At 42.8% G+C, this 14,711-nt stretch carries 13 protein-coding genes; 8 read left to right on the top strand and 5 right to left on the bottom strand.

The window, feature by feature from the left end:
* Window positions 1-82: 82 nt before the first annotated feature.
* A complete protein-coding gene (locus tag F891_RS12220; protein ID WP_005252726.1) occupies window positions 83-1,351 on the bottom strand; it encodes a carbohydrate porin in 1,269 nt (422 codons plus the stop codon).
* Between the two features lie 399 nt (window positions 1,352-1,750).
* On the opposite strand from F891_RS12220, the gene mutM reads away from it, so the two are divergent.
* Window positions 1,751-2,611 (top strand): bifunctional DNA-formamidopyrimidine glycosylase/DNA-(apurinic or apyrimidinic site) lyase, encoded by an 861-nt coding sequence (gene mutM, locus F891_RS12225; RefSeq protein ID WP_004281719.1) that lies wholly within the window; start codon window positions 1,751-1,753, stop codon window positions 2,609-2,611.
* Window positions 2,608-2,892, top strand: a complete 285-nt coding sequence (locus tag F891_RS12230; RefSeq protein ID WP_004281718.1) for a peptidylprolyl isomerase — start codon at window positions 2,608-2,610, stop codon at window positions 2,890-2,892. The genes mutM and F891_RS12230 overlap by 4 nt, the downstream gene beginning before the upstream one ends.
* A gap of 84 nt (window positions 2,893-2,976) precedes the next feature.
* On the opposite strand, the gene mscL is transcribed toward F891_RS12230, so the two are convergent.
* Together mscL and typA are read right to left on the bottom strand one after the other, a co-directional pair.
* The gene (mscL, locus tag F891_RS12235) at window positions 2,977-3,417 is read right to left on the bottom strand and encodes a large conductance mechanosensitive channel protein MscL (protein ID WP_004281717.1); all 441 of its coding nucleotides are present in this window, start codon (window positions 3,415-3,417) and stop codon (window positions 2,977-2,979) included.
* 178 nt (window positions 3,418-3,595) lie between these two features.
* Window positions 3,596-5,434, bottom strand: coding sequence for a translational GTPase TypA (gene typA, locus F891_RS12240; RefSeq protein WP_004281716.1), 1,839 nt, complete (start codon window positions 5,432-5,434; stop codon window positions 3,596-3,598).
* Window positions 5,435-5,608: 174 nt separating this feature from the next.
* On the opposite strand from typA, the gene F891_RS12245 reads away from it, so the two are divergent.
* From F891_RS12245 to F891_RS12255, 3 genes are all read left to right on the top strand, one after another.
* Window positions 5,609-6,979: a uracil-xanthine permease family protein gene (locus tag F891_RS12245; protein ID WP_004281715.1), complete on the top strand. Its 1,371-nt coding sequence runs from the start codon at window positions 5,609-5,611 to the stop codon at window positions 6,977-6,979.
* A gap of 66 nt (window positions 6,980-7,045) precedes the next feature.
* The gene (locus tag F891_RS12250; protein ID WP_005263629.1) at window positions 7,046-8,080 is read left to right on the top strand and encodes a methyltransferase; all 1,035 of its coding nucleotides are present in this window, start codon (window positions 7,046-7,048) and stop codon (window positions 8,078-8,080) included.
* Window positions 8,080-9,543 (top strand): amino acid permease, encoded by a 1,464-nt coding sequence (locus F891_RS12255; RefSeq protein WP_005097999.1) that lies wholly within the window; start codon window positions 8,080-8,082, stop codon window positions 9,541-9,543. Before F891_RS12250 ends, F891_RS12255 begins: the two co-directional genes overlap by 1 nt.
* A 51-nt stretch (window positions 9,544-9,594) precedes the next feature.
* Here F891_RS12255 and F891_RS12260 read toward each other — a convergent pair whose 3' ends face one another.
* Together F891_RS12260 and omp38 are read right to left on the bottom strand one after the other, a co-directional pair.
* Window positions 9,595-10,128, bottom strand: coding sequence for a hypothetical protein (locus tag F891_RS12260; protein WP_005263633.1), 534 nt, complete (start codon window positions 10,126-10,128; stop codon window positions 9,595-9,597).
* Window positions 10,129-10,232: 104 nt separating this feature from the next.
* Window positions 10,233-11,285 carry an outer membrane protein Omp38 gene (gene omp38 / locus F891_RS12265; RefSeq protein ID WP_005098001.1) on the bottom strand — a complete coding sequence of 351 codons (1,053 nt, stop codon included), beginning with the start codon at window positions 11,283-11,285 and terminating at the stop codon, window positions 10,233-10,235.
* A gap of 461 nt (window positions 11,286-11,746) precedes the next feature.
* On the opposite strand from omp38, the gene F891_RS17530 reads away from it, so the two are divergent.
* The 3 genes from F891_RS17530 to F891_RS12285 all read left to right on the top strand — a co-directional run bounded on the left by F891_RS17530 (window position 11,747) and on the right by F891_RS12285 (window position 14,657).
* A protein-coding gene (locus F891_RS17530) for an IS4-like element ISAba1 family transposase (RefSeq protein ID WP_085940413.1) occupies window positions 11,747-12,837 on the top strand; the annotation gives its coding sequence in 2 pieces (ribosomal slippage) (window positions 11,747-12,287 and window positions 12,287-12,837; 1,092 coding nt in all).
* A gap of 3 nt (window positions 12,838-12,840) precedes the next feature.
* Entirely contained in the window at window positions 12,841-13,371 is a 531-nt protein-coding gene (locus tag F891_RS12280) for a GspH/FimT family pseudopilin (protein WP_005263635.1), read from the top strand.
* A gap of 110 nt (window positions 13,372-13,481) precedes the next feature.
* Window positions 13,482-14,657 (top strand): thiolase family protein, encoded by a 1,176-nt coding sequence (locus F891_RS12285; protein WP_005263637.1) that lies wholly within the window; start codon window positions 13,482-13,484, stop codon window positions 14,655-14,657.
* The last annotated feature ends 54 nt before the right edge of the window (window positions 14,658-14,711 follow it).

Genomic DNA, 14,711 nt, shown 5'->3' on the forward strand with positions numbered 1-14,711 from the left:
CTCTTTTTATTGCACAGTTTCACTCTAGAAATAAAAACAGGCTCCCAAGAGCCTGTTTAGTTATAACGTGAACGATCAAACTTTAGAAGATGATTCGTGTAGTCAAACCGAGTACCAGTGCATCATCCACATTGTTGCTTGAACCTGGATTAATGACATATTGCAGGTTTGGACGCAGCATCAGCCACTTTGTTGTGTTATAGCTATAGTTCAGTTCAATATTGTATTCTGCATCAGCATTGAAAGCTGGCCGTGAATCAGCAAAGCGATCATTCACATGCACACGGTTGACCGCCAGACCTAAAATGTCGTTCGGTTGACTGTCCGCAAGACCGATATATTTCACACCGATTTGTTGTGAATTATCCACTTTATTGGTATCGCGGTCATGCCAGGTAAAGTTGGCAAATGAATGCAAACCCTGACGGCCCTGACCTGTAGACGTTAACTGTTGCTCTACAGCTAACCAGCCGGCAAAGGTACGGTTTTTGGCATCAGTAGGATTGGCAATATCCTTTTGGTTGGCAACATCATCGGCAGTATTGTACATCCCGCCGACACGGTAGCTGCCCGGCAAGCCATTCACCAATGATTTCGGCGTCCAGATTACTTCTGCCGGAATCGTCACGCCATCGGCATGGTCGGTATCCAGACTCCAGCCCTGACCTTCTTTAGCGCCATTACCATTATCTGGATTAAACTCATACACACCGACTTGTACTGCAAGTTCAGGATTGAGTTGCTGCTTCACGCGCGCACCCCATTGTGCTACAGGCGTATTCATCCAGATATTGCCCTGCCATTTTCCCATTTGCGCTGCACAAAATGCAGTACTGGCAAAATCACAAGCCATGACATTAAAGTCCATGCCCAGACCAAGACGACCCGCCTTAATACTGAGTCCCTGCTCTTTATAATTCTTTTCAATAGACAGCTCGCTCAGACGGCTATCCTGATTACCACGTCCGAAAGTACCTTGTACATTGGCCAGTTGCGGTGCACTAGGATCCTGCAAGTCACGGACAGAGGTACTTTGACCCTGACGTGCACTCATCACGGCACGTACGGTGACGCCATTCCATCCTGCCAGCTTTTCCATGTCCAGTTGAGTACCTAGCCATAATTGGGCAGAAGTTAATGGATCTGCGCCCTCATTACGACCACCATCAGCAAGATAGGCGGTATCGGTTAACAGATTGGCTTCAAATTTAATTCCCTGTTGGGCCAGTTCTGTACGTTGACCATTCCAGTCCCCCAGTAAATACTGACCTTGTGGATCAAATGCAGATTCCGCCTGAGCGGTTGTCATGGCAGCCATTAAAGGCAATAGAGCTAGACCTAAATATTTCATGTAAAACCTAAACATTCGGAGAGAAAAACAAGCAAGGTTTTTAAATTGCTATTAGGTGCATGAATTTACATAACTTTTCATACAAATTCCCAGCATTTTTTTTATTACTCATTAAACTTTTAGTTATGTCTTAAACATAAAAATATAATTTTTATTTAAAAAATCTTAAATTATTTATATATTTTTCATCAGCTTATAATGTATTGATAATTTCCATTCGATTTACTTCTAAGAAAATTCGCTATAAAAACATAGAAACCCAGTTTATTCTTTAAACAATTACAGCTTAAATAAATATGAAATACCCAGTCATTTTCCAGCGATTTCACCCAGATTAACGCTTGCAATCCCAGCCAATTCACCCAATATTAGCTGCATCTCCCTCGCCACTGATGTGTTATGCCTGAATTACCAGAAGTTGAAACCACCAAAACCAGTTTATTGCCTTTATTAGAGCAACGCGTAAAACGTGTTGAAGTACGTCAGTCAAGTTTGCGCTGGCCTATTCCGGAGAATATAGAAAAGCTGGTGGGGCAAAAATTACTGAAGCTCACTCGCCGTTCTAAATATATTCTGGCGGAGTTTGAACACGACACCATGCTCTGGCATTTAGGCATGTCGGGGAGTTTCCGTCTATGCGAGAGCAATGAAGAATTACGCAAACATGACCATCTAATCATTCAGTTTGAAGATATCGAACTGCGTTATCATGATCCTCGCCGTTTTGGCTGCATTCTTTGGCTGGATGCACAATCACAAAGCAAATTGATTGACACGTTGGGGCCAGAACCTTTAAGCGAGAACTTTAATGCCAAGTATTTATTTGAAAAATTGAAGAATAAAAATGTTGGCACCAAAGTTGCAATTATGGATAACCATATAGTGGTGGGCGTAGGCAATATTTATGCGACTGAAAGTCTGTTTAATCTGGGGATTCATCCGGCACAACCGGCCTCGACGTTAAGCTTGGTGCAGATTGAAAAGCTAGTGCTGGAAATCAAGCGTATCTTGAAACAGGCAATTGATCTGGGTGGTTCAACCTTAAGAGACTACACCAATGCCATGGGCGAAAATGGCTATTTTCAGCAAACCCTGTTGGCTTATGGCCGTGCCGGTGAGATGTGCGTGAACTGCGAGACCACGCTTGAAAATATCAAATTGGGACAACGGGCTTCTGTTTTTTGTCCTGAATGCCAACCTTTGAAAAAGATCCAGCTCCCTGTCAAAAAAGTGGCAACTGTACGAGGGAAAAAGTCATGAAAACAGCCATTGTGCGTCATATTCTGGTTAAAGATAAAGAAACTGCTGAACAGCTTAAAAAGAAGATTTTAAGTGGCGCCGACTTCAATAAAATCGCCAAACAATATTCAACCTGTAATTCTGCCAAACGTGGCGGTGAGCTAGGTGAAGTGAAGAAAGGCCAGCTGGTTCCAGTGATTGATAAATTGGTATTTACTGCCGCTGAACGTGTATTACATGGTCCGGTCAAAAGCCAGTTTGGTTTTCATTTGGTCGAAATCAAGTTTCGGATGGATTTTTAATATTTATAAATCCCTCCTTACCTCCCTTTGTCAAAGGGAGGAGTTCCCCCTTTATAAAAGGGGGATTTAGGGGGATTAGAAAAATTAGACTTGAGGTGGACGCTTTTTCAATTCATCACGAATTTCACGCAGTAATTCAATATCGGCTGGGGTAGTCGGAGTTTCCTCGACTGGGCCTTCTTGTTTACGTAAACGATTCATGAATTTAACCAATAAAAATACGACCCAGGCTAAGATTAAGAAATTAATTAAAATCGTTAAAAAGTTACCGTAAGTCAGTACATTCACACCCGCCTTAGTCAAGGCATCTAAAGATTGTAAATTGTCTGGGTTTCTTCCTAAGATAAAGAATTTTTGCGTAAAATCGACGCCACCACCGGTAATCACGGTAATTAAAGGCATAATGATGTCTTTCACCAATGAATCGATGATCTTGCTAAAAGCGCCACCGATGATGACACCAATCGCCAGATCCATCATATTGCCTTTGATCGCAAACTCTTTAAATTCTTGAATAATACTCATAACTGCTCCCATATTTTATTTTCAAGTTTTGGGTCAAATTATACCTGAGTAAATACTTTTAATTTTGACTTAATTTAATGCGTTTTAGTAAATTGCAATGTGAGCATCGCTTAAATATAAAAAAAACCGTAATCTTCGAAAAGATTACGGTTTTTGAAAACCCGAAATAATCTAGCGATTATTTACCTGAACGGTTACGTTTACGTTCGTTTTCAGTCAAGAAACGCTTACGGATACGGATTGACTTAGGTGTTACTTCTACTAGTTCATCATCTTCAATAAACTCAAGCGCTTGCTCAAGTGTATATTCAATCGCAGGAACCAGCGTTAACGCATCATCAGTACCAGAAGCACGTACGTTGGTTAACTGTTTTGCTTTAGTCGGGTTAACTGTCATGTCGTCTGAACGAGAGTTAATACCGATGATCATACCTTCATAAACTTCTAACTGTGGTTTCGCGAATAGACGACCACGGTCTTGAAGTGTGAACAGTGCATAGCCCAGGCAAGTACCTTGAACCATAGAAATCAGTACACCGTTTTGACGTTTCGCAACAGTACCTTGCTTCATTGGACCGTAGTGCGAGAAGCTAGACGTCATGATCCCTGTACCAGAAGTCATGGTCAGGAATTCAGAACGGAAACCAATCAGACCGCGTGAAGGAACAGTTGCCTCAATACGGATACGGCCTTTACCGTCAACTTCCATATTGGTCATTTCGCCTTTACGATGACCCATTTGTTCCATTACAGCGCCTTGGTGCTGTTCTTCAACGTCAAAAGTAACGTTTTCGTATGGCTCTTGTTTTTCACCATCAATTTCTTTAATGATTACTTGTGGACGAGATACGCCCATTTCGAAACCTTCACGACGCATGTTTTCAATAAGAACTGAAAGGTGAAGTTCACCACGACCAGATACTTTGAAACGGTCTGGACTATCAGTATCTTCAACACGTAATGCTACGTTGTGAATCAATTCGCGGTCTAGACGTTCACGGATATTACGTGAAGTTACGAACTTACCTTCTTTACCAGCAAACGGTGAGTTGTTTACCTGGAATGTCATCGATACTGTAGGTTCATCTACAGACAATGGAGGTAAAGCTTCAACATTTTTCGGATCACAGATGGTGTCAGAAATGTTGAGTGCATCGATACCCGTTACACAAACGATATCGCCTGCAGAAGCTTCTTCAACGTCAACGCGATCTAGACCATGATAACCCATGATTTTTAAGATACGGCCGTTACGTGTTTTGCCATCTTTATCGATTACAGTTACTTGTGTGTTTAATTTCACTGAACCGCGCTGGATACGACCAATACCGATAACGCCTACGAAGCTGTTATAGTCAAGTGAAGATACCTGCATTTGGAATGGACCATCAACATCAACTGCTGGTGGTTCAACGATGTCTACGATCGTTTGGAACAACGGAGTCATGTCTTCAGCAAGTTCTTCTGGAGAAGGACCAGCAACACCACGAAGGCCTGAAGCATAAACAACTGGGAAGTCTAACTGTTCGTCAGAAGCACCCAAGTTATCGAACAAATCAAATACTTGGTCAATTACCCAGTCTGGACGCGCGCTTGGCTTGTCGACTTTGTTAATAATCACGATTGGTTTTAAACCACGTGCGAACGCTTTTTGCGTTACGAAACGAGTTTGTGGCATCGGGCCTTCTTGTGAGTCTACAAGAAGAAGTACGCAGTCAACCATCGACATTACACGTTCAACTTCACCACCGAAGTCGGCGTGTCCCGGGGTGTCCACGATGTTAATGCGGTATTCAGTATTGGTACGTTCATCTAACCATTTGATTGCAGTGTTTTTTGCAAGAATGGTAATACCACGTTCGCTTTCAATAGCGCCAGAATCCATGACACGCTCGATCTCACCCGCGCGATCACCGAGAGCACCTGATTGTTGCAAAAGTTTGTCTACAAGAGTGGTTTTACCATGATCGACGTGCGCAATAATGGCGATGTTACGGAGAGTTTTAATATCTGACATGTAAATTCAATGCGTATGTAATTTGAGGGCAAATTATACAGAAAAATACAAAACTTTTATAGTCACTGTAACCACACTCCTCAACTTTTTTTGCCCAGTTGGGGCTTTTTTGATTTTGTAAAGACGTGTAACTCGATTAGAATAGCGCCACCCAGCCTTAATTTGCATTGACACATGTCTGATTTTAATCAATCTCCTCCTTCTAAAGATCAACTTGACCTGGTATATGGTCTGGAAGATCGACCAAAACCATTAATTGCTTTTTTAGCTGCATTCCAGCACTTACTGGCGATTATTGTCCCGATTGTGACCCCTGGCCTGCTGATTTGTTTGGCGCTCGGTGTTTCCAAAGAAGACACCAACATGATTTTGTCCATGTCCTTGGTGATCTCGGGTATCGCGACTTTTTTACAGTCTAAAAAAGTGGGGCCATTTGGTGCCGGTCTGCTGATTGTCCAAGGAACCAGCTTTAACTTCATCGGTCCAATTATTGGTATTGGTTCAGCCATGGTGGCTGCAGGCACACCTGTAGAAGCAGTCATGGCTTCTATTTTTGGTGTGGTGATTGCAGGTGCATTTATTGAAATGGGCGTGTCACAAATTCTGCCTTGGATCAAAAAACTGATTACACCGCTGGTGACCGGGATTGTCGTGCTGCTGATTGGTTTGACCTTAATTAAAGAAGGTTTAATCAGTATGGGCGGTGGTTATCAGGCCATGAGCGATAAAACTTTTGCCAATGCTGACAACCTGATCATGTCTTGTACCGTCTTGGCGTTGATTATTATTCTGAACCGTATCCGGATTACCTGGGTAAAAAGTTCTGCCATTTTGATCGCCCTAATCTGTGGTTATGTTCTGGCGGGCTTTATGGGGCATCTGGATTTCTCTGGTCTAAAAGATGCACCGTTGGTACAGATTCCAACCCCAATGCATTTCGGTTTAAGCTTCTCCTGGAGCCTGTTTATTCCGATGGCATTCATCTATCTGGTGACCTCTTTAGAAGCGATTGGTGATATCACTGCGACTTCAAAGCTTTCCAACCAGCCAGTTGATGGTCCAAAATGGATGCAGCGCATTAAAGGCGGTGTACTGGTAAATGGCGCGAATTCATTCCTTGCCGGTATTTTTAACACCTTCCCGAGTTCCGTATTTGCACAAAATAATGGCGTAATCCAGTTAACGGGCGTAGCAAGTCGTTATGTCGGTATCTGGATTGCTGCTTTGCTGGTTATTCTTGGTTTGCTGCCTGCAGTTGCTGGTATTATTCAGGCCGTTCCGCAAGCGGTACTGGGTGGTGCAGTGATGGTGATGTTTGGTGCAGTCGCAGCATCTGGTATTAACATTCTGTCTGGTGTCCATCTGGACCGTCGTGCCCTGCTGATTATTGCGATTTCACTGGCGCTGGGTTTAGGTGTTGCACAAGTTCCACAAATTCTTGAGCATCTTCCTGAGTTATTCCGTAATATCTTTAGCTCAGGCGTTGCTACTGGTGGTATCGCTGCCCTTATTCTGAATGTAGTACTTCCTGAAACAAAGAAGTAATTTCATGTCCAAAGAACACTGTCTAGGTCAGACTTAGGCAGTGTTCTTTATATTGGAGAGATACCTATGGATCCTAAAAGCGAAGTTTTATTAAGACAATATGATTTTTTGTCGGGTCGCATCTTACTCATTAATGCACCGACAGATGATCTACTCGCTGAATTCGATGCCTCTATCAATCCCGCTGTCTGGACATGGAATTTTAATGATTTTCACTATTTCCAGTCGCAACAAGCAGATGTCCACTTTGGCGCAGAGATGCCTGAAGCTGAGTTTGATCAGGCGGTTATTTTTGTACCCAAGTCTAAAGAACTGCTCAATTATTTACTGCATAATGTGGCAGCACAACTTAAACCGGGCAGCAGTATTTTCCTGGTCGGTGAAAAGAAAGGCGGGATAGAACGTGCAGCCAAACAGTTGCAGCCTTATGGTAAACCCCTCAAACTGGATAGCGCACGTCATTGCCAGCTTTGGCAACTGGTTCTAGACCACACGGTCGAGAAAAAATCACTTGCAGACTGGGCACAGCGTTATAGCGTCTCGACCCCGAATGGTGACCTGAATATTTGTGCCCTGCCGGGCGTGTTTAGTCAAAACCGTTTAGATATCGGGACTGCCACCTTATTACCTTATTTGTCACAAGTTACCTCGGGTAAAATCGCTGACTTTGGTTGTGGCGCAGGTGTGATTAGTGCGTATCTGGCAAAGTTGAATCCGAAAAACCGGATTTTTGCCATGGATGTGGATGCCTTTGCGCTGGCCTCCACCCAAATGACCTTTGATGAAAACCAGCTTAGCCCTGAACAGATCGAAATTAAAGCGGTCACTGGCATTGCTGATGCACCCTTGTTCTTGCATGCCATTGTCAGTAATCCGCCTTTTCATATGGGAATCGAGACCGATTACACGGCCAGCGAAACCTTGTGTAAAACTTCGCGTCGTCATTTAAAATCAGGTGGCGAGCTTTGGATCGTGGCCAACCGTTTCTTAAACTACCCGACCCTGATTGAACAAAACTTTGGTCGCTGCACAGTGAAAGCGGATCAACAAGGCTTTAAAGTGCTGTTCGCTAGCACACAAAAAAATGTTAAGGAATCATGATGAGCGAAACGCAAAATACGATGCAGCTGCAGCGTAAGCTGGGTGCTCGTCATCTGAATATGATCGCCATTGGCGGATCCATCGGTACAGGTCTATTCCTGGCCTCGGGTGCGACCATTGCCAATGCCGGGCCAGGCGGAGCACTACTTGCTTATGCGCTGATTGGTGTCATGATTTATTTCTTGATGACCAGTTTGGGCGAACTCGCCACGCATAATCCTACCTCGGGTGCATTTTTCACTTATGGCACTAAATATGTCGAGGGCGGTTTTGGTTTCGCCTTGGGCTGGAACTACTGGTACAACTGGGCCATTACCGTAGCTTTTGAGCTGGTTGCCGTTCAGTTCATCATGAAATTCTGGTTTCCCGATATTCCTGGTGTTTATTGGAGTGCAATTTTCCTGGCTATTATTTTTGGGATTAATGCCCTGACAGTTAAAGGCTTTGGTGAATCTGAATTCTTCTTCTCTCTGGTGAAAGTTGTCGCGATTATTGCCTTTATCATTATCGGTATCTGGATGATCGTGAAGATTATGCTGACCCCAGGCGCAGAAGCATTTGCCAACTGGAGTATTGGTGACGCACCTTTTGTCGGTGGTTTCCAAGCCTTAATTGGCGTGGCGATGATTGCCGGATTCTCCTTTCAGGGAACCGAAATGGTCGGGGTGGCTGCGGGCGAATCAAAAGATCCAAAGAAAACCATTCCGGTGGCAATCAAGCAGATTTTCTGGCGTATCCTGTTGTTTTATATCGTGTGTATTTTCATTATCGGCACATTGATTGCCTACAATGACCCACGCTTATTACAGGCGGCTGCGACCGACAATATTGCGCTTTCTCCTTTTACCCTGCTCTATGAAAAGGCCGGCTTTGCCTTTGCTGCGAGCATTATGAATGCGGTGATTTTGACAGCCATTCTGTCTGCGGGTAACTCAGGCATGTATTCCTCTACGCGCATGCTATTTGATATGGCACGTAAAGGTAGTGCGCCAAAACTGTTTGGCCGTCTGGATCCACGTGGTGTACCGATGAATGCCCTGTATGCCACCACTGCAATCGCAGCACTGTGTTTCCTGACCACCTTCTTCGGTGAACAGGAAGTCTTTAACTGGCTACTCAATATGTCGGGCATGTGCGGCTTTATTGTCTGGCTCGGGATTGCGATTTCACACTATCGCTTCCGCAAAGGTTACTTGGCTCAAGGCTACAAACTGGAAGATCTGGCTTATCGCGCCAAGTTCTTCCCCTTTGCTCCTTGGTTTGCTTTTATTCTCTGTGCGATTGTCGTCCTTGGTCAAAACTATCAGGATGTTCTGGCAGGTCAATGGATGGGGGTTCTCTCGACCTATATCAGTATTCCATTGTTCCTAGCAATCTGGTTCGGATACAAATGGAAGAAAAAATCCAAACTGGTGTCTTATCAAGAGATGGATGTACAACCCATGAAACTTGATCAGGAATAAACCATCATAAATTAAAAAATCAGCCTACGGGCTGATTTTTTATTTCTTGAATTAACTATGACGCATCACAAAATTGCGATCATCGATCACAATCACTTGCTGACAGATCCCCTCTGCCTGACGCTGCTGCTCGAATACATCTGCCGGCATCGCATCAAAACTGTCAAAGAAACTGATCTCATGTTCATCTATTGCATAGATCAATGAATGATTACCGACCCCTTCTAAGGTATCGTAGAAAACAATCACGAAACGGCCTGCTTCCACCTGCTGCTGGACTTCTGTATAAGAGATCACACGCTCTTCAACAGGTATTTTAAGTGTCTGTGCTTGTTGATAAAAATCAAGCTCGACTGGCTGTTTATCTGCATCATATTCGCTAAAAAAAGCAACATCCAGTCCCAGCGTCTGCAAAGCCACTGCAAGGGCAATAGTTGAAGTTCCCATTTCCGGATTGTGACGACAGAGCTGAACCAAGTCCGGAATATGCAGGTCAATTCCATAATGATGGAAAATCATCCAGATCGAGAAAATTCCGCTATTGGCTTCCAGATTTTGTAAATCTTCCGGAATTTCTATACTCACGCTTTTACTCAACTACATTTTCAGTGCCTAGGTAGTGTAGTCAAAATTCAGATATAAAAAAAGCGGCTCATAGGAGCCACTTTTTTTAACAATTCAATAATTAATTATTGAGCTTGTTGTTGACCTTCAACTAGTACAGTACGGCTACCAGTGATCGTCGCGAATACACGACGGTTCATAGCACGACCTTCTTTAGTGTTGTTGTCAGCAATCGGTTGATCCCAAGCGAAACCTTGAGTAGACAAACGAGATGCATCTACGTTGTATTCATTCACAAGTGAAGATTTAACAGAGTTAGCACGAGCCAGAGACAAACGTTCGTTCAGTGCACGTGGACCAGTGTTATCAGTGTGACCTTCGATGCGAGCAGTAGCGTTTGGATATTCAACTAGCTTCTCAGCAACTTTCGCGATTTCAGGTTTGTATTGATCTTTGATGTTTGATTTGTTGGTATCAAAGAACACACGAAGTTCCATGTTCAGGTCTTCAGTCAACTCTTGTGGAGCTGGAGCAACCGGAGTTACAGGCTCAACTGGAGCAACTTCTACTACTGGAGCAGCTGGCTTCAGACGGCCACCTAGAACTACGTTAAGACCAGCAAGTGCTGTATAGTTCCAGAATTTTTCGTCAAAGTGGTAAGTACCACGAGCTTCAGTACGTAGTGCCAATGCATCATTGATGTGCCAGAATGCACCGATACCCGCATTACCTAAAGTACCTTCTTCTTCATTACCACGAGTACCGCGATCTACACCTTCAAATTCGTATTTGTAGTGACCAGCACCTAGAAGCATGTATGGCTTCACTTTGCTGTCATAGTTGCCAGTAAATACATCAGAAGTTGCGTAGAAGTTACCTGCGATGTTTTGGCCTTTATATTCTGCACCAGGCTCAGCACCGTCAACATCACCTTTAACTTGGCTGTATTCAGCTTCAAAACCTAACCAAGGAGTAAGTTCTACACCAATAGCTGCACCTACAAATAAATCATCTTGTAATTCAGGGCTGCTTGTAAGCTCACCATCATTACCGCCATTGTTGTGCTGAGTGTCTTGGAATGTATAACCTAACATCAACGGAGTAACAGTTACGCCTGCATTTGCAGCAGCAAAAGGTGCAGCTACAAGCATAGCTAAAGCAATACGACTCATTTTCATGGATTTATCCTCCAGAGATAACAATTGTTGTTCAAGCTCAAGCCCGTAATAGGCCATCCTGAGATAGGCTTTTTATTACCCCAGTTTTATTCTTAAGCTATTCACATGGCATCATACAAACACTTTATTATTTTTCCAAGTGCTTGATTAATTTAATCAAGTAAATTATTGACAAAATTACTTACAATTTCCGTTGTAATTCAGTAATTTTTTACTCAATTTTTTATTCTGAATGACCTATTGTGATTGCCAATTATTTTTTAATCGCTTTCTTGAAATTTGAGTAACAACCAAATTACACGCTCAACAAAGCATAAAAAACGCATAATTAATAACATGTTTCTTATAAAAATAATATATAAATCAGGTAACTCTATGTATAAAAAAATACTCTGTACACGACAAAAATAGATAACTCATTGAAATAATGTCATAATAATTGTTTTCTAACGACGAATACTATGACACATCTCAATGAGTTATATCTTATCTTAAACAAATATCTAAAATGGAACAAGTCACATTTAAAGTGCTTTGCGCTCATCATGCTTGTGATTATTTTAAAGCAAACATGTAATCTTTCTTCTGCATCTAAAGCCTTGCCCATCAAGTGCTTACCACAATCATTTTATCGACGTATGCAGCGCTTCTTTGCAGGTCAGTATTTTGATTATCGTCAAATTTCTCAGTTGATTTTCAATATGTTTTCATTCGACCAAGTGCAACTGACTTTAGATAGAACCAATTGGAAATGGGGAAAACGAAATATTAATATCCTGATGCTCGCAATCGTTTATCGTGGAATAGCGATACCTATCCTTTGGACATTGCTTAATAAACGTGGAAATTCAGATACGAAAGAGCGTATTGCTTTGATTCAACGCTTTATAGCCATTTTTGGTAAAGACCGTATTGTGAATGTGTTCGCAGACAGAGAGTTTATCGGTGAGCAGTGGTTTACATGGTTAATTGAACAAGACATCAACTTCTGCATTCGTGTTAAAAAAACTTCATTGTCACCAATCATTTAGGAAAGAATCATAAAATTAGTGATTTATTTCGCCATCTTAAAGTTGGTCAAATTGAATGTCGTAAACGACGGATTTTGGTTGGTCGGGTGAAACTATATATAAGTGCACTACAGTTAGAAAATGGAGAGCTTTTACTCGTCGTTTCTCCTCAGTTTAATGCCAATGCTATTCAGGATTATGCATTACGCTGGGAAATTGAAACCTTATTCAGTTGTCTCAAAGGACGCGGGTTTAATCTTGAAAATACGCGCTTGACAGACCCTAGACGAGTGAAAAAATTGATTGCGGTGTTAGCTATAAGCTTCTGTTGGTGTTACTTAACGGGTGAATGGCAACATGATCAAAAAAAAGCGATAAAAATAAAGAAGCATGGACGACTCTCAATGAGTTTATTTCGCTATGGTTTAGACTATGTTCAAATGGCGATTCAGCGTTTAATTGGTTTTGGGAAAAAAGAAGAGTTTAAGGAAATTTTGGCAATTTTAAGAAGGCAGAACCCTGATAGGATAAGGGTTCTGTGAAATTTGTCGTGTACAGAGAAAAAAATAACAAGAGCGTTCACTATTGTTGAGTTAATTATCTGTATTGCAGTGATTGCAATTTTAGCCAGTATTGCTTTACCTTACTTTCATGAGTATCGTTCCAAACAGGAAGCCAAAAATATCCCAATCAAATTATCTGCGATTAACCGCTATGCACGCAGCCAGGCAGCAGTGTTTCATCAGAATATTGTCATCTGTCCAAGCCAGGATTCCCTGACTTGTCAATCTAACCAATGGAATAAGAATATGCTGGTCTTTATTGATAAAAATAAAAATCGGCAAGTCGATGCGGGCGAACAAATTTTACACATTGATGCTCTAAATCTTAAATATGGCAACCTGAGTTGGCGAGGCGCATTAAGTTCACCAAGTGTCACTTATCAGGCACATACCGCCCTTCCGATTGGTTCGAATGGTAGTTTCTATTATTGTTCTGCTCAACTTTCCAGCCAGCAGCGTATTGTACTGAGTAAAATGGGACATATCCGGGTAGAAAGTCTCCCTTCTTGCTAACAGAACTATGCAGTTTATGATTGACTGCGATTAGCGCTTCAATCCTGAGTTTTTTTCAATATACTGCTTATGTTTGAAAAATTGATTAAAACTCATACGGAGATATAACAATGACTGATATCGTAATTGTCAATGGTGCACGCACAGCCATGGGTGGCTTTCAGGGTAGCCTTGCCAGTGTAACTGCACCTGAACTGGGTGCGGCTTCAATTAAAGAAGCGATTGCTCGCGCAGGCTTACAAGCAGCAGATATTGAAGAAGTCATTATGGGTTGTGTCCTTCCTGCGGGTTTGAAACAAGGCCCTGCCCGTCAAGCGATGCGTCAAGCCGGCCTTCCGGATTCAACGGGTGCTGTGACCATTAACAAACTCTGTGGTTCTGGCATGAAAGCGGTGATGCAAGCAGCCGATATGATTAAAGCCGGTTCTGCAAATATTGTGGTTGCAGGGGGGATGGAATCAATGACCAACGCGCCTTATGTATTGCCGAAAGCGCGCGGCGGCTTCCGCATGGGACATGGCGAAATTAAAGATCATATGTTCCTAGATGGTCTTGAAGATGCTGAGACAGGTCGTTTGATGGGTTCATTTGCCCAAGATATGGCAAATACCAAAGGCTATACTCGCGAACAGATGGATGATTTCGCCATTCGCTCATTGAAACGTGCACAAACTGCTGTGAATGAAGGCTATTTTTCTGATGAAATCGTAGCAGTTACGGTAAAAACACGTAAAGGTGATGTAGTCGTTGATAAAGACGAACAGCCGTTCAATGCCAACATCGATAAAATTCCAACTTTGCGTCCTGCTTTCGCTAAAGACGGTACGATTACGGCGGCTAATGCCAGCTCGATTTCAGATGGTGCATCAGCTTTAGTAATTACCTCGGCTGACAATGCAGCAGCAAAAGGGTTGAATCCTTTGGCTAAAATTGTTGCCTATGCATCGAATTCGCAACATCCATCTGAGTTTACTATTGCTCCAGTCGGTGCAATCCAGAAAGTGCTAGATAAAACTGGATGGGCCGCTTCTGATGTCGACCTTTGGGAAATCAATGAAGCCTTTGCCATGGTGACCATGTGCCCAATGGATGAGTTCAAGCTAGATCCTGAAAAAGTCAACATCAATGGCGGTGCATGTGCTCTCGGCCATCCTGTGGGTTCAACCGGTTCACGTATTATCCTGACTTTGATTCATGCGCTGAAACGTACGGGTGGCAAGAAAGGCATCGCTGCACTCTGTATCGGTGGTGGTGAAGCGACTGCTGTAGCGATTGAATTACTGTAACCTCTTCCCTCACCCCATCCCTCTCCCATAAGGAGAGGGAGTTAAAAATCCTCC

Source organism: Acinetobacter sp. CIP 101966, from assembly GCF_000369725.1.
In the GTDB taxonomy this organism is placed as follows: Bacteria; Pseudomonadota; Gammaproteobacteria; order Pseudomonadales; family Moraxellaceae; genus Acinetobacter; species Acinetobacter lwoffii_Q.

Bases quoted from the DNA above. Each gene is read 5' to 3' on its own strand.
- F891_RS12220 (WP_005252726.1), bottom strand. From the start codon at position 1,351: ATGAAATATTTAGGTCTAGCTCTATTGCCTTTAATGGCTGCCATGACA.
- mutM (WP_004281719.1), top strand. From the start codon at position 1,751: ATGCCTGAATTACCAGAAGTTGAAACCACCAAAACCAGTTTATTGCCT.
- F891_RS12230 (WP_004281718.1), top strand. From the start codon at position 2,608: ATGAAAACAGCCATTGTGCGTCATATTCTGGTTAAAGATAAAGAAACT.
- mscL (WP_004281717.1), bottom strand. From the start codon at position 3,417: ATGAGTATTATTCAAGAATTTAAAGAGTTTGCGATCAAAGGCAATATG.
- typA (WP_004281716.1), bottom strand. From the start codon at position 5,434: ATGTCAGATATTAAAACTCTCCGTAACATCGCCATTATTGCGCACGTC.
- F891_RS12245 (WP_004281715.1), top strand. From the start codon at position 5,609: ATGTCTGATTTTAATCAATCTCCTCCTTCTAAAGATCAACTTGACCTG.
- F891_RS12250 (WP_005263629.1), top strand. From the start codon at position 7,046: ATGGATCCTAAAAGCGAAGTTTTATTAAGACAATATGATTTTTTGTCG.
- F891_RS12255 (WP_005097999.1), top strand. From the start codon at position 8,080: ATGAGCGAAACGCAAAATACGATGCAGCTGCAGCGTAAGCTGGGTGCT.
- omp38 (WP_005098001.1), bottom strand. From the start codon at position 11,285: ATGAAAATGAGTCGTATTGCTTTAGCTATGCTTGTAGCTGCACCTTTT.
- F891_RS12285 (WP_005263637.1), top strand. From the start codon at position 13,482: ATGACTGATATCGTAATTGTCAATGGTGCACGCACAGCCATGGGTGGC.